This window comes from Rhodococcus sp. JG-3, assembly GCF_000482405.1.
GTDB classification, from domain to species: Bacteria; Actinomycetota; Actinomycetes; order Mycobacteriales; family Mycobacteriaceae; genus Rhodococcoides; species Rhodococcoides fascians.
This window is the reverse complement of the sequence record NZ_KI519398.1, coordinates 3,606,239-3,623,626: the sequence shown is the minus strand read 5'-3', so window position 1 is coordinate 3,623,626 and position 17,388 is coordinate 3,606,239. Positions and strand designations below refer to the sequence as shown.

The window sequence follows — 17,388 nt, the reverse complement described above, 5'->3', positions numbered from 1 at the left end:
ACGAATGACCCTTCCCGAGGAACCGAGTCGTCTGCTCGAGATCGCCGGTGGTTTGCTCGACGGCATCCATGATCGGTTCCTCGCGGGCGTCGGCGCACCGAGTGCCGTGCAGAAGGGCCCCGACGACTTCGCCACCGCGGTGGATCTCGAACTCGAGCGTCGTCTGGGCGCGGAACTGTACGACGCCACCGGAATCGCCGTTCACGGTGAAGAGTTCGGCGGTCCCGATCTGAACTCCGGTCTCGTATGGGTACTCGACCCGATCGACGGCACATTCAACTACTCGTCCGGATTGCCTTCTGCCGGAACGTTGTTGGCGTTGCTCGACGACGGCGTGCCGGTCCTCGGGCTCACGTGGCTACCGCTGGTGAATCAGCGATTCTCTGCCGTGGCAGACGGCCCGTTGCTTCTGAACGGGGCACCGCTACCCGCACTGCAACCGAAGTCGTTGCGGGAGTCGATGATCGGGTTCGGTGCGTTCAACGTTGCCAGCCGTGGATCCATCCCCGGCCGCTTCCGGTTTCGCATTCTCGAAGAGTTGTCGATGCACTCCTCGCGGCTGCGCATGCACGGTGCCACCGGAGTCGATCTGGCGTACACCGCCAGCGGCGTACTGGGCGGTGCGGTGGTCTTCGGATACCGCGCCTGGGACAACGCTGCCGGGGCCCTGCTGGTTCGTGCTGCGGGCGGAATCGTCACCGATCTCGATGGCCGACCGTGGACCATCGATTCGAAGTCGGTGCTCGCGGCCGGCCCCGGAGTACACGGCGAACTGCTGAAGGTGATCACCGAACTCGGTGCACCCGGCGACTATCTGGAAGGACCGGTGCGATGAGCGTTGCGGTCAGAGTGATCCCGTGCCTCGACGTCGATGCCGGACGTGTCGTCAAGGGCGTCAACTTCGAAAACCTCCGCGACGCAGGCGATCCCGTCGAGCTCGCGGCAGCGTACGACGCACAGGGAGCCGACGAACTGACGTTCCTGGACGTCACGGCGTCCACATCCGATCGAGGAACCATGCTCGACGTCGTCAGCCGCACCGCCGAGCAGGTGTTCATTCCCCTGACCGTCGGTGGGGGAGTGCGCACTGTTGCCGACGTCGACCTACTGCTGCGGGCCGGTGCCGACAAGGTCAGCGTCAACACCGCGGCCATCGCTCGGCCGGAGTTGCTGCGCGAGCTCAGTGAGCGATTCGGGTCTCAGTGCATCGTCCTGTCGGTCGATGCACGGACCGTTCCGCAGGGACAGCAGGACACCCCGTCGGGCTGGGAAGTCACCACCCACGGCGGCAAGCGTGGAACCGGTATCGACGCCGTCGAATGGGCAGTACGCGGTGCCGAACTGGGAGTCGGTGAGATCCTTCTCAATTCGATGGATGCCGACGGCACGAAGGCCGGATTCGACCTGCCGATGATCGCGGCGGTCCGGTCCGCCGTGCACGTTCCCGTCATCGCCAGCGGAGGAGCAGGGCGCGTCGAACATTTCGCGCCGGCCGTCCACGCCGGAGCCGACGCCGTCCTCGCCGCAAGCGTGTTCCACTTCGGTGACCTCACCATCGGCCAGGTCAAAGAATCGATGCGCGCCGAGCGCATCGTCGTCCGCTAGCGAAGAGGTTTTCGATGACTCTCGACCCGACGCTGTCCGCCCGGCTCAAGCGAAACGAGGCCGGGCTGTTCAGTGCTGTGGTGCAGGAGCGCTCGACCGGCCAGGTACTGATGGTTGCCTGGATGGACGACGAAGCGTTGTCGCGCACGCTCGCGACGCGCAAGGGCACCTACTACTCCAGGTCCAGGCAGCAGTACTGGGTCAAGGGCGAGACCTCGGGGCACACGCAGTACGTGCACGAGGTGCGGCTCGATTGTGACGGGGACACAGTGCTGTTGGTCGTCGACCAGATCGGCGCGGCATGCCACACCGGCACCCACACCTGCTTCGACTCCGACGTGCTGTTGGGGCCCGCGGCTCAGGCGTGACCGGTTCCTGCGGCAATTCCCTTGTCCAGCTGAGTGAGTAGCGTCGTGCTCAGAGTCGACAGTCGACCCACCTCCGCGTCGGACAATCCGTCGAATATCAGAGCCTGCACTGTCTCGACGTGTCCTGGCGCCGATGCCACGACCTTTTCCATGCCGGCGTCGGTCAGCACCGCATAGGAACCGCGGCTCCCCGGAATACTCTCGCGGCGAACCCATCCCGCTTTCTCGAGCTTGGTGACCACGTGCGACAGACGTGACAGTGACGCGTTGGCGTACTCCGCGAGATCGCGCAGTTGAATTCGTCGCTGTGGATTCTCGCTGACGACCGCGAGGACGAAGTAATCGAAGTGGGTCAACTGCGAATCGCGTTGCAGCTGGGCGTCCAATGCTGCGGGCAGTCGGGTGACCAGGGCGACGAGCGCGCGCCACGCCTCTTGCTGGCTCTCGGTGAGCCAGCGGGGATCCACCGCATCATTCGGTGTCGCCGACGTGTCCATCGCGGGTACCTCTCGATCGAGACAGTTGTGTTCTGCACATGATGCCTCGAGCATCCCCGGGCCCGAGGCATCGCGTCGAACAATCGGCCTAGCTGCGGTGCGCGCGCAGGTATTCCAGCGCCTTGTCCGCGTGGGCCTCGAATCGCAGCTCACTGGAGAAACTCTCGAGGACCTTGCGGTCGGTACCGATGACGAACGTCGCGCGCTTGACCGGGGAGAGCTTGGCGAGCAGGCCGCGCTTGACCCCGAATGCGGTCGCGACGGCACCGTCCTCGTCGGAGAGCAACGGATAGTCGAACGATTTGGCGGCGGCGAACTCGGCCTGCTTGGCGACCGCGTCGGCGCTGATGCCGACCCGGGTGGCACCCACCTCGGCGAATTCGCCTGCGAGATCGCGGAAATGGCAGGCTTCGGCGGTGCATCCGGGGGTGAATGCAGCCGGGTAGAAGAACAGCACTATCGGACCGTCGGTCAGCAATTCGGTCAGCGTTCGCAGCTTTCCGGTCTGGTCCGGCAGGGAAAAATCGGGAACGAGCTCGCCTGGTTTCATGGTCGGCAGGTTACCGCGCGCGAGGGTGTCGCCGCCGAACCTGGGAGGATGGGGTCATGCACGGCGAGACGACTCCCCACACGAGCCCCACCGAGACCGCATCCATGGACGCCGCACCCATCGACGCCCAACCCACCGATGCCGCGGACTCGACCACGTCCCGGGAGGTGTTCCGCCAGCTCGCCGCCGAGCATCGAGTGGTGCCGGTGACGCGAAAGGTGCTCGCCGACTCCGAAACACCGTTGTCGGCGTACCGCAAGCTTGCCGCCGACCGACCCGGAACGTTCTTGCTCGAATCCGCGGAGAACGGGCGGTCGTGGTCGAGATGGTCGTTCATCGGTGCGGGTGCGCCTGCGGCGCTGACGGTGGTCGACGGCGAGGCGGCGTGGCGCGGCAACGTGCCCGCAGGTGTCCCGAGCGGCGGTGACCCCCTCGACGTGTTGGCTCGAACCTTGGAGCTACTCCATTCCGAGCGCGTGCCGGGCCTGCCGCCGTTGACCGGCGGAATGGTCGGATATCTCGGATACGACTCGGTGCGGCGCATCGAGAAGCTGCCCGAACATGCGCAGGACGACCTCGGCATCCCCGAGATGGTCATGTTGCTGGCCACCGATCTGGCGGCCGTGGACCATCACGAAGGATCGATCACCCTGATCGCGAACGCGGTCAACTGGAACGGCACCGACGAGCACGTCGACCGGGCCTACGACGACGCGGTGAGTCGCCTGGACCGGATGTGCGCGGATCTGTCCGAGCCTGCTGCGTCGACGGTGTCGGTCTTCTCCAAGTCCGCGCCCCGTTTCCGCAGGCAGCGGACATCGGAGGGATTCGGTGCCGATGTCGAGCGGCTGGTCGAGGAGATCGAGGCCGGTGAAGCGTTTCAGGTGGTGCTCTCGCAGCGCTTCGAGATGGACACCGAGGCGTCTCCTCTCGACGTCTATCGCATGCTGCGGGCCTCGAATCCCAGCCCGTACATGTATCTGATGCACGTGCCGGGGGAGAACGACGAGACGGCGTTCTCGATCGTCGGATCCAGCCCCGAAGCTCTCGTGACGGTCAAGGACGGTCTCGCGACCACGCACCCGATCGCCGGTACGCGCTGGCGCGGTGCCTCCGAGGAGGACGACGTGCTGCTCGAGAAGGATCTGCTGGCCGACGAGAAGGAGAACGCGGAGCATCTGATGCTCGTCGATCTCGGTCGCAACGATCTCGGCCGAGTGTGTGCTCCCGGGACGGTGCGCGTGGGCGACTACCGCCATATCGAGCGCTACAGCCACGTCATGCACCTGGTGTCGACGGTGACGGGACGTCTCGCCGAGGGAAAGCGGGCTCTGGACGCAGTCAAGGCGTGCTTCCCCGCGGGCACGCTGTCGGGTGCACCCAAGGTGCGGGCGATGGAACTGATCGACGAGCTCGAGCCGACGCGGCGTGGCATCTACGGCGGCATCGTCGGCTATCTCGACTTCGCCGGGGACGCCGATACCGCAATCTCGATTCGCACCGCGCTCATCAAGGACGGCACGGCGTACGTGCAGGCCGGTGCCGGAGTCGTGGCCGACTCGGTAGCGGAGTACGAGGACGACGAAGCGAGGAACAAGGCCATGGCCGTGCTGAGTGCCGTCGCAGCAGCCGAAACGCTGCGTGAGGTCGGTGGCCGATGACCGAACGCTCCGGCGGCCGCGGATCGGCCGTTCTGCCTGTCGTGCTGCTCGTGGTTGCGGCCGCATGCCTGTGGGGTGCGTCCAGAATGACGTGGGTGAGCGTGACGTCCTCCGACGGTCTCGGCGAGAGCCGGACCGACGATCTCGTCGGCAGTACCTGGGCCGCCGCCACGACTCCTCTCGCCTTGGTGCTTGTCGCTGCTGTGGCGGCCTCGTTCGCGGTGCGCGGGTGGGCATCTCGGGTTCTGGCATTGCTCATCGCGGTGGTTGCGATCGCTGCGGCGATTCCGGCCGTTCGGCTACTCGCCGCGGGGGCTTCGGACTCGGAGGCGGCTGCGCTCGCCGAGCTCCCGGCTCGTGCCGAGGTGACGATGACGACGGCATCGACACTGCCCGCGCTGATCACGCTCGCAGGGGCCCTGTGTGCGTTCGCGGCGGCTGCCCTGTCGATTCGGAAATCTTTTGGCCCACAGGTACTCTCGTCCAAGTACGCAGCTCCGGCTGTGCGGCGCGACGAAGTGGCTCGCCGGGCCGCTGGAACCACGTCCGCCGTGGGTGCACAGGACGAGGGTGAAGACCTGACCGAGCGCATGATGTGGGACGCGCTCGATGCCGGTGAAGACCCTACCGACGAGTCCGGTACCCGGCGTTCGTCGGATTGATTCGGCCCTCTACGCTAGGTTCCGACCTCGATGAGATTCCTCACATCGAATGTCGACGCTCAGAAAGGACTGGGGCACCATGACTGTTCTCGACTCGATTCTCGACGGTGTACGAGCCGACGTCGCCGCGCGCGAATCGGTGATCGATTTCGCTGCGGTGAAGGCAGCAGCGAAGCTGGCCCCGGCACCTCTCGACGCGGCGGCTGCCCTCCGCGAGGACGGCATCGGCGTCATTGCCGAGGTCAAGCGTGCGAGCCCGTCCAAGGGCGCGTTGGCCGACATCGGTGATCCTGCGGTGCTCGCGCGTGCCTACGAGCAGGGTGGCGCCCGCGTCATCAGCGTGTTGACCGAAGAGCGTCGATTCCGGGGATCGCTCGCCGATCTCGACGCGGTGCGAGCCGCAGTCTCGATCCCTGTGCTGCGCAAGGATTTCATCGTCGGTCCGTACCAGATCCACGAGGCCCGAGCCCACGGCGCGGACGTCATCCTGCTGATCGTCGCGGCCCTGGAGCAGGACGCACTCACGTCTCTTCTCGATCGCACGGAGTCACTCGGCATGACGGCACTCGTCGAGGTCCACACCGAGGCCGAGGCCGATCGCGCACTCGAGGCGGGTGCCAGCGTCATCGGTATCAACGCCCGCAACCTCAAGACCCTCGAGATCGATCGCGACAGTTTCGGCCGTATCGCGCCCGGTCTGCCCAGTGAGATCATTCGCGTTGCCGAGTCGGGAGTGCGGGGCACCGCCGACCTTCTCGCGTACGCCGGAGCCGGCGCCGACGCAGTGTTGGTCGGAGAAGGTCTGGTCACCGCGGGCGATCCGCGCACTGCGGTCTCGGACCTGGTGACGGCGGGCACGCACCCCTCGTGCCCGAAACCCGCACGCTGAACCGGCACCCCACCCGAACGCGGCGACGGTCCGCCGTTGGGGCACACTGGAGCGGTGAGCACCAGCCAAACTTCTTCCGCCGCGGACGCCCCTCAGGTAGTCCGCTTCAAGGGCGCTGATCTGCCGCAGAGCAGCATCGGCCTCACCGATCGCAGCGCGCACGAGCCCGATGTGGGCGGTCACTTCGGCGTGTACGGGGGCAGGTTCGTGCCCGAGGCGTTGATGGGTGTGATCGAGGAAGTCACCGCCGAGTACGAGAAAGTGCGCAGCGACAACGAGTTCCTCGGTGAGCTGGATCGGCTGCAGCGCGATTACACCGGTCGCCCATCTCCGGTGTTCGAGGCGACCCGGTTGTCCGAGCACGCCGGTGGCGCTCGGATCCTGCTCAAGCGAGAAGACCTGAATCACACCGGTTCTCACAAGATCAACAACGTGCTCGGGCAAGTTCTGCTCGCGAAGCGAATGGGCAAGACTCGTGTCATCGCAGAGACCGGTGCCGGTCAGCACGGCGTCGCGACCGCCACAGCCTGTGCCCTGATGGGTCTCGACTGCGTCGTCTACATGGGTGAGGTCGACACCGAGCGCCAGGCCCTCAACGTCGCCCGGATGCGTTTGCTCGGGTCGGAAGTCGTCGCAGTGAAGTCCGGTTCGCGCACTCTCAAGGATGCGATCAACGAGGCACTGCGAGACTGGGTCACCCACGCCGACAACACTTATTACTGCTTCGGAACCGTCGCGGGGCCGCATCCGTTCCCGGTGATGGTCCGCGATTTCCAGCGCATCATCGGCCTCGAAGCGCGGCAGCAGGTCCTCGCGTCCACCGGCCGCCTGCCCGATGCCATCGCGGCCTGCGTCGGCGGCGGGTCCAACGCCATCGGAATCTTCCACGCGTTCATCGACGACGCCGATGTCCGTCTCGTCGGGTTCGAGGCTGCCGGCGACGGAGTCGAGACCGGTCGTCACGCGGCGACCATCAGCGGTGGTACGCCTGGAGCCCTGCACGGTGCCTACTCGTACCTGCTGCAGAACGAGGACGGCCAGACCGTCGAATCCCATTCCATCTCAGCAGGATTGGACTATCCCGGGGTCGGACCCGAGCATTCGTACCTGCACGACATCGGGCGCGCCGAGTACCGCGGCGTGACGGACACCGAGGCGATGAACGCCTTCAAGCTGCTGTGCCGCACCGAGGGCATCATCCCGGCCATCGAATCGTCGCACGCCATCGCCGGCGCACTCACCCTCGGCAAGGAACTGGGTGAAGGTGCCATCATCCTGGTCAACCTGTCCGGTCGCGGCGACAAGGACGTCGACACCGCAGCCGAGTGGTTCGGTCTGATCGACGGAGACGGCGAAGCGAACGTGGACGACGAAGCAGGTATCAAGCCATGAGCAACAACGACTCTCGCCTCTCCGGGACGTTCGCCCAGTGCCGTGCCGAAGGGCGCGCTGCACTCGTCGGATACCTGCCCGCCGGCTTTCCGACCGTCCCCCGGTCGATCGAGGTCTTCAAGACCATGGTCGATGCCGGGTGCGACATCGTCGAGGTCGGCATCCCGTACTCCGATCCGGTGATGGACGGCCCCACGATCCAAGCTGCTGCAGACGTGGCGCTGCGAGCCGGAGCCCGGGTCAAGGACGTCTTCGCCGTCACCGAGCAGGTCGCAGCCGCGGGTGGCAAAGCGGTCGTCATGACCTACTGGAATCTGGTGCTCAAATACGGCATCGAGAATTTCGCCCGGAGTCTCGCCGATGCGGGTGGACTCGGAATCATCACTCCCGACCTGATCCCCGACGAGGCTCAGGAATGGATCGAGGTCTCGGATCGGTACGGACTCGACCGAATCTTCCTCGTCGCACCGTCGACGACGGAGGAGCGACTCGTCAGCACCGTCGAAGCCAGCAGCGGCTTCGTCTACGCCGCCTCGACGATGGGCGTGACCGGTGCCCGCGACGCGGTGTCCTCGATGGCACCGGCGTTGGCGGCGCGTATCCGCGAGCATTCCGACATTCCGATCGGCGTCGGTCTCGGCGTTCGGTCGGGCGCACAGGCTGCCGAGATCGCGAAGTATGCCGACGCGGTCATCGTCGGCTCGGCTTTGGTGACCGCTGTCGACAACGGTCTCGACGCGGTTCGTGACCTGACGACCGAACTCGCCGAGGGTGTCCGCTCCGCTAACGTAGCGTCGTGACTTCGACCGCCTTCCTGGCCTACATTCCCAGTCCCGCGCAGGGGGTGTGGCACGTCGGACCGCTCGCGCTCCGTGCCTACGCCCTGTTCATCATCATCGGCATCGTGGTGGCCGTGGTGTGGGGAGATCGCCGGTGGGTCGCTCGCGGCGGAACCAAGGGCACGGTCCTCGACGTCGCCGTGTGGGCCGTACCTTTCGGGCTTCTCGGTGGCCGGCTGTACCACGTGGCCACCGACTGGAAGACGTACTTCGGTGCCGGCGGTCGGCCGATCGAGGCGCTCTACGTGTGGAACGGCGGCCTCGGAATCTGGGGCGCGGTGTTCCTCGGCGGAGTCGGCGCGTGGATCGCGTGTCGTCGACGCGGCATCCCACTCCCGGCATTCGGTGACGCGGTAGGCCCGCCGATCCTGCTGGCCCAGGCAATCGGCCGCATCGGCAACTACTTCAACCAGGAGCTCTACGGTCGCGAAACCACGCAACCGTGGGGTCTCGAGATCTACGAGCGACTCGATGCGAACGGCCGGCTCGATCCTCTGAACGGCGTCTCCACCGGAATGGTCGAGAAGGTCGTCCACCCGACGTTCCTCTACGAACTGTTGTGGAGCGTCCTCGTCGTCGTCCTCCTGGTACTCGTCGATCGGAAGTACACGATCGGCCACGGTCGATTGTTCGCGCTCTACGTGGCCGGATACTGCGTCGGTCGGTTCTGGGTGGAACTCATGCGAGACGACTTCGCGACGAAGATCGCCGGCATTCGCGTGAACACTTTCACTTCGGCAATCATCTTCGTGCTCGCGGTCGCCTATTTCGTTCTCGCCACCAAGGGTCGCGAAGACCCGGCGGCATTGAAGTCGAACGACGACGACGGTCGTGACAGCGAAGACAAGACGGGTGGCGAGTCCGCCGACGGCGATCCGCAGGAAGGCACGGGCGAGACATCGTTCGAGAAGAAAGCCGAGGAAGAAGGCAGTACCCGTGGTTGATTTCGAGAAGAGGGCACACCCCGACCCTGCTGATTCGGGCGGCGGCACCGACAAGTCGGCCGGCTCTTTCGGTACACCGTTCGACTACGACGCAACGGCCGAGGCGTCGCTCTCCGAGCCGCCCGCGACATCCGAGTCCGCACCCTCGCACGGTCCCGCCGGTTCTACCGGACCGGGCTGGGACACCTATTCGGGTATCGGCAACGGGCCCGGCTGGTCCAGTACTCCCAGCTATCCGGCCCCCAGCCCGGACGGAAGTATCGACAATTCGATCGGTGGCCTTCCGCCGTCCGCCGGTTACCCGACACCGGGATCCGAGTACCAGGGATACGGTCAGCCGGGATACGGCCAACAGTCGCCCTACGGTCCACCACAGGGGTACGGCCAGACCGGGGGATACGGCCAACAGGGGTATGGCCAGCAGGGGTACGGCCAGCACTCGGGCTACGGCCAGCAGTCGGGCTACGGCCAGCAAGGGTACGGCCAGCAAGGGTACGGCCAGCAAGGGTACGGCCAGCAAGGGTACGGCCAGCAGGGTTACGGCCAGCAGGGCTATGGCCAGCAGAATTATGGCCAAGCACAGGGCTTTTCGGCCGGGCCCGGTTTCGGTGTCGGACCCGACGCGCCGTACGGGCGGGATCCGGTCACCGGTGAACCGTTGTCGGACAAATCGAAGATCGTCGGTGGACTACTTCAGCTGTTCCTCGGCTGGCTCGGCGTGGGTCGTTTCTACATCGGTAGCACCGGAATCGGCGTCGCGCAGTTGCTGCTGTTCTTCTTCGGCGTGCTGCTGACCGTGGTGTTCGGCCTCGGCCTGATTCTGTTGTTCGGACTGTTCGTGTGGCATGTCGTGGACGCCGTGCTGATTCTCGTCGGCAATGTTCCCGACAGTCGCGGGCTCAAGCTGCGAGACTGATCGACCTACCCGTAGCGCGTCGTCGAGGGAGTTCGTTGTGAGTGATTCAGGTACATCGTCATCGGACGGATCGACACCGGGCGGATCGGCGGGAGACGGCTCGGGTTCGGAGCCCACCATCTCGTTCGAGAAGAACGCGGCACCGGGTCCGGTGTACGGCGCACCCGACCCCAGCTACGGTCCGCCGAATTGGGTCAGTGATCCGTACGGCGCGTCCGGAGGTGACGACCGTAGCTCCGGTGCACCGGACGGCCCACCGCCCGGTGCGGGTTACCCGCCGCCCCCGTTTCCGGGCGGCGGTCCCCAATACGGAGGTCCCCAGTACGGAGGACCCCAGTACGGAGGACCCCACTACCCAGGCCCCCAGTACGCCGGTGCTCCCGGTTGGGTGGATCCGAGCGCTCCTTACGGACGGCATCCCGTCACCGGTGAACCGTTCTCGGACAAGCAGAAGCTCACTGCCGGGCTGCTGAACATCCTGCTGGGTGTTTTCGGCGCAGGACGCTTCTATTTGAATCAGCCGGGAATTGCGGTGGCGCAGATCGCGGTCACGTGGCTCACGTGCGGCATCGGCGGTATCTGGCCGCTGATCGACGGGATCATGATGCTCACGGGCAGCGTGCGCGATGAACACGGGCGCCCCCTGCGCGACTGAGCCCAGCGCCGTTCGCGATTGCATCGTTGCGATCGGCAACTGATACGATTCCGCCATCCGAGAGCGATCTCGGATTCTTTCGCGGGCCAGAGCTGTCCCGGTGAATTCCCGATAGGCATCGAATTCGGTCGATCCGGCACTTTATGTCGGTTCGGGCGACCAGCCGGCGGGGTAGCCGAGGCTCACAGTGCAGCGTGTCGACACTGCGCCATCCGAAGCACCTACCGGTCTACGTGGAGGTGATCGTGGTGTTGTTTTCTCGGATGCCTGCCGAGCAAGGACTGTACGACCCGAGCGCGGAGAAGGACTCCTGCGGTGTGGCGATGATCGCCGACATCGCCGGACGACGTTCGCACTCGATCGTGTCCGACGGTGTACTGGCACTGGAGAACCTGGAACATCGTGGTGCTGCCGGTGCCGAGCCCAACAGTGGTGACGGCGCGGGCATTCTGATCCAGCTGCCCGTCGAACTTCTCGATTCGTTGTCGTCGTTCGAGCTACCGTCCGCCAACGCCGACGGTGAGAACACCTTCGCCGCGGGTGTCTGCTTTCTGCCGCAGGGCATCCGTGAGCGCGGGTCGGCCGTGCAGCGTGTCGAATCCATTGCAGCCGAAGAGGGTCTCGAGGTGCTGGGTTGGGTTCCGGTCGAGGTCGATCCGGATCGCGCCGACGTCGGACTGACGGCGCTCGGATGCATGCCGTACATGAGCTATCTCTTCGTCGCGGCCCCCGAGGTCGACGGTTCACGTCCGGCCGGTCTCGAACTCGACCGATTGGTGTACGGGCTGCGTAAGCGGTCGGAGCGCGTCACCCCGGAGATCGAGGCAGAAGGCTCGGGCCTGTTCTTTCCTTCGCTGTCCGCACGCACCATCGTCTACAAGGGCATGCTCACCACCATGCAGCTGCCCCTGTTCTTCCCGGAGCTGCGTAACCCGTTGTGTACGAGTGCAATTGCCATCGTGCACAGTCGTTTTTCCACCAATACCTTCCCGTCGTGGCCGTTGGCGCACCCGCACCGCTACGTCGCGCACAACGGAGAGATCAACACGGTCAAGGGCAACAGGAACCGGATGCGCGCTCGGGAAGCAATGCTGTCCAGCGATCTCATCCCCGGTGATCTGGAGCGGCTCTTCCCCGTCTGCAATCCCGACGCCTCCGATTCGGTGTCGCTCGACGAGGTGCTCGAACTGCTGCATCTGGGCGGCCGGAGCGTTCCCCACGTCGTGATGATGATGGTGCCGGAGCCGTGGGAGAACCATCGCACGATGGATCCGCGGGTACGGGCGTTCTATCAATTCCACTCGTCGATGATGGAAGCGTGGGACGGTCCGGCCTGCGTCACGTTCACCGACGGTAGCTACGTCGGGGCCGTTCTCGATCGCAACGGTCTGCGCCCCGGTCGGTGGTGGCAGACGGCCGACGGTCGGGTGATCCTCGCCAGCGAGGCGGGTGTCCTGGACGTGCCGCAATCTCAGGTCGTCGCCAAGGGTCGCCTCGAGCCGGGCAAGATGTTTCTGGTCGACACCGTCGCCGGGCGTCTCGTTCCCGACGAGGAGATCAAACTGCAACTGGCGCAGGAACATCCGTACCAGGAATGGCTGCACGCCGGATTGCTGGAAATCAAGAGCCTGCCCGAGCGCGCCCACATTCAGTACAACCACGAGTCCGTGATTCGCAGACAGATCGCCTTCGGCTACACCGAGGAAGATCTCCGCGTCGTGCTCACCCCGATGGCCGCCTCCGGGGGCGAGCCACTGGGATCGATGGGGACCGACACCCCGTCCGCGGTGATGTCCCAGCGATCTCGTCAGCTGTACGACTACTTCATCGAACTGTTCGCGCAGGTCACGAACCCGCCACTCGACTCCATCCGAGAAGAGATCGTGACGTCGTTGTCGCGAGTGATGGGACCGGAGCAGAATCTGCTCGAGCCCACCGCCGCGTCGTGCAGGCAGATCGTGTTGCCGTGGCCGGTGCTCGACAACGACGAACTCAACAAGATCATCCACATCGACGACGACGGTGATCATCCCGGTCTGTCGGCGATCGTGCTGCGCGCACTGTACGAGGTCGAGCGTGGTGGGGAAGGTCTGGCCGAGGCCATCGAAGAACTGCGCATGCGGGCATCGGAAGCCATCGCTGCCGGCTACCGCACGCTGATCATCTCCGATCGCGATTCGGACCACACTCGGGCACCGATTCCGTCCCTGCTGGCCACCTCTGCTGTGCACCACCACTTGGTGCGCACCAAGGAACGCACCAAGGTCGCTCTCGTCGTCGAGTCCGGCGATGCACGAGAAGTGCACCACCTGGCCTTGCTGATCGGATTCGGTGCGGCGGCGGTCAACCCGTACCTGGCCATGGAGTCGATCGAGGACCTGGTCGGCGAAGGTGAGCTCACCGGGGTCGAACCCACTGTCGCGGTGCGCAACTACCTGTACGGGCTCGGCAAGGGCGTGCTCAAGGTCATGTCCAAGATGGGAATCTCGACCGTCGGGTCCTACACCGGCGCACAGGTTTTCGAGGCGGTCGGTCTCGATCGCGAGGTCGTGCGCGAGTACTTCAAGGGTACCGTCAGCAAGCTCGGCGGAGTCGGTCTCGACGTCCTCGCCGAAGAGGTCAAACTCCGTCACCGGAAGGCATACCCGGAGAATCCTACCGACCGTGTTCACCGCCGCCTCGAGATCGGCGGCGAGTACCAGTTCCGGCGTGAGGGCGAACTCCACCTGTTCACTCCCGAGACGGTGTTCCTGTTGCAGCACGCAACACGCACCGGTCGCTACGACGTGTTCCAGAAATACAGCGACGAAGTGAACCGGCTCGCCCGTGAGGGGGGCGCACTCCGGGGCCTGTTCGAGTTCAAAGACCATGTGCGCACGCCTGTTCCGCTCGACGAGGTGGAGCCGGTCGAGTCCATCGTCACTCGGTTCAACACCGGCGCGATGAGCTACGGATCCATCTCTGCCGAGGCGCACGAGACCATGGCCGTTGCGATGAACAATCTGGGTGGGCGCTCCAACTCCGGTGAGGGCGGAGAGGACGTCGATCGCCTCTACGATCCGAGCCGGCGCAGTGCCGTCAAGCAGGTCGCGAGTGGACGGTTCGGGGTGACCAGCGATTATCTGGTCAACGCCACCGACATTCAGATCAAGATGGCGCAGGGTGCCAAACCCGGTGAGGGCGGGCAGCTGCCCGGTTACAAGGTGTACCCGTGGGTGGCCAAGACTCGGCACTCGACGCCCGGGGTCGGCCTGATCTCCCCGCCTCCGCACCACGACATCTATTCCATCGAGGATCTCGCGCAGTTGATCCACGATCTCAAGAACGCCAACGAGAACGCGCGCGTCCACGTCAAACTCGTCAGCTCGGTAGGAGTGGGCACGGTGGCCACGGGAGTGAGCAAGGCGCACGCCGACGTCGTACTGATCTCGGGATACGACGGTGGCACGGGCGCGGCTCCGTTGACGTCTCTCAAGCATGCCGGTGCGCCCTGGGAAATCGGGCTGGCCGACGCCCAACAGACGTTGGTGCTCAACGGACTTCGCGATCGCATCACCGTCCAGTGCGACGGCGGAATGCGCACCGGCCGTGATGTGATCATCGCGGCGCTGCTCGGTGCCGAGGAATTCGGGTTCTCGACGGCACCTCTGATCGTCGCGGGATGCATCATGATGCGGGTCTGCCATCTCGACACCTGCCCAGTGGGTGTCGCGACTCAGAACCCCGAACTGCGCAAGCGGTTCACCGGCAAGCCCGAGTTCCTCGAGGACTTCTTCAGGTTCGTCGCCGAGGATGTGCGAAAGTACCTCGCGCAGCTCGGGTTCCGCAGCATCGACGAGGCCGTCGGCCACGCAGACGTGCTCGAGACCGCGGCCGGCGTCGCACATTGGAAGAGCAAGGGACTCGACCTCACACCCATCTTCGCGATGCCGGTGGATCGACACGGCGCGCCCATGACGCAGCGTCGACGCCTACGCGATCAGGACCACGGCCTCGATTTCGCGCTGGATCGCACGCTGATCCAGCTGGCCGAGGGGGCATTGGAGGACGCACATCCGGTCACGCTGGAGCTGCCCGTGCGCAACGTCAACCGCACGGTCGGAACACTTCTGGGGTCCGAGGTCACGCGACGCTACGGCGCGGCCGGGCTACCCGACGACACGATTCGCGTGTCGTTCACCGGCTCTGCCGGGCAATCGCTCGGTGCATTCCTGCCGCCCGGAATCACGATCGATCTCGTCGGCGACGCGAACGACTACGTGGGCAAGGGCCTGTCGGGAGGACGCATCGTCGTCCGACCGGCCGAGGACGCACCCTTCGTTGCCGAGGACAACGTCATTGCCGGAAACACGATTCTCTACGGAGCCACGTCGGGGGAGGTGTACCTGCGCGGTAAGGCGGGGGAGCGGTTCGCCGTGCGCAACTCCGGAGCCGTTGCGGTCAACGAGGGCGTGGGAGATCACGCCTTCGAGTACATGACGGGCGGACGGGTTGTCGTGCTCGGGCCGACCGGACGCAACATGGCGGCCGGCATGTCGGGCGGTATCGCCTTCGTTCTGGGTCTTGACCCCGCGGACGTGAACACGGCAATGGTCGAGTTGCAGGTTCCCGATCCGGACGATCTGGTGTGGCTGCGCGAGACGGTCGAGAACCACGAGCGCTGGACCGGCTCCACCGTCGCGGCATCGCTGCTCGCCGACTGGCCCCGCCGGTCCGCTCTGTTCACCAAAGTCATGCCCGTCGACTATCAGCGAGTGCTGGAGGCGACACGAATGGCGCGCGCCGAGGGGCGCGACGTCGACGCTGCGATCATGGAGGCTGCACGTGGCTGATCCACAGGGATTTCTGAAGGTCGTCAAGCGTGAGGCCGCCAAGCGTCCTATCGACGAACGGGTCAGGGACTGGAACGAGGTGTACTCGGATCAGCCCAGCAGCGAACGCGCAGCCGAGGTCTCGGAACAAGCGCGCCGCTGCATGGATTGCGGAATTCCGTTCTGCCACTCCGGAACTGCCGGATGCCCGCTGGGCAACCTGATTCCGGAATGGAACGATCTCGTGCGCCGCGATCGGTGGGACGCGGCCAGTGATCGGTTGCACGCCACCAACAACTTTCCGGAGTTCACCGGACGAGTGTGTCCGGCTCCGTGTGAATCTGCCTGTGTCCTGTCCATTTCCGAGGCCGCCACCGGCGGAAGTGTGACGATCAAGCGGGTCGAGCAGACCATCGCGGACCTGGCCTGGGAACAGGGCAGCGTCGTTCCCCAGCCTCCGACGATCACCACCGGTAAGCGAGTGGCCGTCGTGGGTTCGGGTCCGGCGGGGCTGGCTGCGGCGCAACAGCTCACCAGGGCCGGGCACGATGTCACCGTGTACGAGCGCGACGATCGGCTCGGTGGATTGCTTCGATACGGAATCCCCGAATTCAAGTTGGAGAAGTCGGTGCTCGATCAGCGGCTGATGCAGATGCGGGCCGAGGGCACGCATTTCGTCACCGAGTGCGAGGTCGGCATCGACTTCACCGTCGAGCAACTGCGCGCGAGCTTCGATGCGGTCGTGCTCGCCGTCGGCGCTCTGCGGGCTCGCGACAACACCGAGGTGATCGGCCGCGAACTCGACGGCATCCACCTGGCGATGGAGCATCTGGTGCCGTCGAACAAGGAATGCGAGGGCGACGGGCCGACGTCGATATCCGCTGCGGGCAAGCATGTGGTGATCATCGGCGGCGGAGACACCGGGGCCGATTGTCTCGGCACGGCTCACCGTCAGGGTGCCGCGTCGGTCACTCAGCTCGACTACAACCCTGCTCTTCCCGGTGCCCGTGACGACGGCCTTTCGCCATGGCCGTCGTGGCCGTTGGTGCTCCGGACATCGCCTGCTCATGCGGAGGGTGGCGTCGTGCGTCATCAGGTCGCGGTGCAGCGATTCCTCGGCGACGAGCGCGGACATGTGCGCGCCATGGTGCTCGCCGAGGTCGAGGTGCAACGCGACGCGGACGGGCGACGCATCGTGACGCCCATCGGTGAAGAGGTCGAATTGCCCTGTGATCTGGCATTGTTCGCCATCGGATTCGAGGGTGTCGAGCACGGACCGCTGCTAGACGACTACGGCCTGGCGCTGACGAAGCGCGGCGCGTTGTCGTGTGGTCCCGATTGGCAGACGACGGCCCCGGGTGTGTTCGTCTGTGGGGATGCCCACCGCGGTGCGTCGTTGGTCGTGTGGGCGATCGCCGAGGGGCGTTCGGCTGCCAACGGGGTCGACGCTTACCTCACCGGACACTCGGAATTGCCGTCCCCGGTACACCCCACGGCACTGCCTCTGGCGGTGGTGTGACACTCGTCTCTGTACCGGTACAGGTGCTTTCAGCAGCGGCCCGGCGAGGCTACCCGTCGGTAGTATTCGGCCGGGTTCCT

General features: G+C 65.4%; 15 protein-coding genes. 13 read left to right on the top strand and 2 right to left on the bottom strand.

All coding sequences use genetic code 11. The features are described from left to right. Positions 1-4 precede the first annotated feature (4 nt). Genes K414_RS0118450 through hisI form a run of 3 tightly spaced genes read left to right on the top strand, consistent with a single transcriptional unit; the run spans position 5 to position 1,973 of the window. Positions 5-835, top strand: a complete 831-nt coding sequence (locus K414_RS0118450; protein WP_027497287.1) for an inositol monophosphatase family protein — start codon at positions 5-7, stop codon at positions 833-835. Next, complete coding sequence (gene hisF / locus K414_RS0118445; RefSeq protein ID WP_027497286.1) at positions 832-1,605, top strand: imidazole glycerol phosphate synthase subunit HisF; 774 nt, start codon at positions 832-834, stop codon at positions 1,603-1,605. The genes K414_RS0118450 and hisF overlap by 4 nt, the downstream gene beginning before the upstream one ends. Before the next feature lie 14 nt (positions 1,606-1,619). Beyond that, positions 1,620-1,973 (top strand): phosphoribosyl-AMP cyclohydrolase, encoded by a 354-nt coding sequence (gene hisI / locus K414_RS0118440; protein ID WP_027497285.1) that lies wholly within the window; start codon positions 1,620-1,622, stop codon positions 1,971-1,973. On the opposite strand, the gene K414_RS0118435 is transcribed toward hisI, so the two are convergent. Both K414_RS0118435 and K414_RS0118430 read right to left on the bottom strand, forming a co-directional pair. Continuing rightward, a complete protein-coding gene (locus K414_RS0118435; protein WP_045841353.1) occupies positions 1,964-2,470 on the bottom strand; it encodes a MarR family transcriptional regulator in 507 nt (168 codons plus the stop codon). The two genes, hisI and K414_RS0118435, sit on opposite strands and share 10 nt — an antisense overlap. 88 nt (positions 2,471-2,558) lie before the next feature. Further along, positions 2,559-3,020: a peroxiredoxin gene (locus tag K414_RS0118430; RefSeq protein WP_027497283.1), complete on the bottom strand. Its 462-nt coding sequence runs from the start codon at positions 3,018-3,020 to the stop codon at positions 2,559-2,561. A gap of 104 nt (positions 3,021-3,124) precedes the next feature. On the opposite strand from K414_RS0118430, the gene K414_RS0118425 reads away from it, so the two are divergent. From K414_RS0118425 to K414_RS0118380, 10 genes are all read left to right on the top strand, one after another. Further along, on the top strand, positions 3,125-4,681 hold the full coding sequence (locus K414_RS0118425) for an anthranilate synthase component I (RefSeq protein WP_228139413.1): 1,557 nt from the start codon (positions 3,125-3,127) through the stop codon (positions 4,679-4,681). Further along, positions 4,678-5,343, top strand: coding sequence for a TIGR02234 family membrane protein (locus K414_RS0118420; RefSeq protein WP_027497281.1), 666 nt, complete (start codon positions 4,678-4,680; stop codon positions 5,341-5,343). The genes K414_RS0118425 and K414_RS0118420 overlap by 4 nt, the downstream gene beginning before the upstream one ends. A gap of 79 nt (positions 5,344-5,422) precedes the next feature. Then, complete coding sequence (trpC, locus tag K414_RS0118415) at positions 5,423-6,232, top strand: indole-3-glycerol phosphate synthase TrpC (RefSeq protein WP_027497280.1); 810 nt, start codon at positions 5,423-5,425, stop codon at positions 6,230-6,232. A 120-nt stretch (positions 6,233-6,352) separates the two neighbouring features. Beyond that, entirely contained in the window at positions 6,353-7,624 is a 1,272-nt protein-coding gene (gene trpB, locus K414_RS0118410; protein ID WP_045841352.1) for a tryptophan synthase subunit beta, read from the top strand. After that, the gene (gene trpA / locus K414_RS0118405) at positions 7,621-8,424 is read left to right on the top strand and encodes a tryptophan synthase subunit alpha (RefSeq protein WP_027497278.1); all 804 of its coding nucleotides are present in this window, start codon (positions 7,621-7,623) and stop codon (positions 8,422-8,424) included. Before trpB ends, trpA begins: the two co-directional genes overlap by 4 nt. Beyond that, a complete protein-coding gene (gene lgt / locus K414_RS0118400; RefSeq protein WP_027497277.1) occupies positions 8,421-9,407 on the top strand; it encodes a prolipoprotein diacylglyceryl transferase in 987 nt (328 codons plus the stop codon). The genes trpA and lgt overlap by 4 nt, the downstream gene beginning before the upstream one ends. Continuing rightward, positions 9,400-10,323: a TM2 domain-containing protein gene (locus K414_RS27330; RefSeq protein WP_051365157.1), complete on the top strand. Its 924-nt coding sequence runs from the start codon at positions 9,400-9,402 to the stop codon at positions 10,321-10,323. Before lgt ends, K414_RS27330 begins: the two co-directional genes overlap by 8 nt. A 37-nt stretch (positions 10,324-10,360) precedes the next feature. Beyond that, positions 10,361-10,978 carry a TM2 domain-containing protein gene (locus K414_RS29630; protein WP_051365156.1) on the top strand — a complete coding sequence of 206 codons (618 nt, stop codon included), beginning with the start codon at positions 10,361-10,363 and terminating at the stop codon, positions 10,976-10,978. A gap of 248 nt (positions 10,979-11,226) precedes the next feature. Beyond that, positions 11,227-15,810 (top strand): glutamate synthase large subunit, encoded by a 4,584-nt coding sequence (gene gltB / locus K414_RS0118385; protein ID WP_027497276.1) that lies wholly within the window; start codon positions 11,227-11,229, stop codon positions 15,808-15,810. Next, entirely contained in the window at positions 15,803-17,308 is a 1,506-nt protein-coding gene (locus K414_RS0118380) for a glutamate synthase subunit beta (RefSeq protein ID WP_027497275.1), read from the top strand. Before gltB ends, K414_RS0118380 begins: the two co-directional genes overlap by 8 nt. Positions 17,309-17,388 lie beyond the last annotated feature (80 nt).

What these genes read in the sequence shown, in the direction of transcription:
- hisF (WP_027497286.1), top strand. Translation starts at nt 832, where the DNA reads ATGAGCGTTGCGGTCAGAGTGATCCCGTGCCTCGACGTCGATGCCGGA.
- trpC (WP_027497280.1), top strand. Translation starts at nt 5,423, where the DNA reads ATGACTGTTCTCGACTCGATTCTCGACGGTGTACGAGCCGACGTCGCC.
- K414_RS0118425 (WP_228139413.1), top strand. Translation starts at nt 3,125, where the DNA reads ATGGACGCCGCACCCATCGACGCCCAACCCACCGATGCCGCGGACTCG.
- K414_RS0118450 (WP_027497287.1), top strand. Translation starts at nt 5, where the DNA reads ATGACCCTTCCCGAGGAACCGAGTCGTCTGCTCGAGATCGCCGGTGGT.
- K414_RS0118420 (WP_027497281.1), top strand. Translation starts at nt 4,678, where the DNA reads ATGACCGAACGCTCCGGCGGCCGCGGATCGGCCGTTCTGCCTGTCGTG.
- K414_RS0118435 (WP_045841353.1), bottom strand. Translation starts at nt 2,470, where the DNA reads ATGGACACGTCGGCGACACCGAATGATGCGGTGGATCCCCGCTGGCTC.
- hisI (WP_027497285.1), top strand. Translation starts at nt 1,620, where the DNA reads ATGACTCTCGACCCGACGCTGTCCGCCCGGCTCAAGCGAAACGAGGCC.
- K414_RS0118430 (WP_027497283.1), bottom strand. Translation starts at nt 3,020, where the DNA reads ATGAAACCAGGCGAGCTCGTTCCCGATTTTTCCCTGCCGGACCAGACC.
- trpA (WP_027497278.1), top strand. Translation starts at nt 7,621, where the DNA reads ATGAGCAACAACGACTCTCGCCTCTCCGGGACGTTCGCCCAGTGCCGT.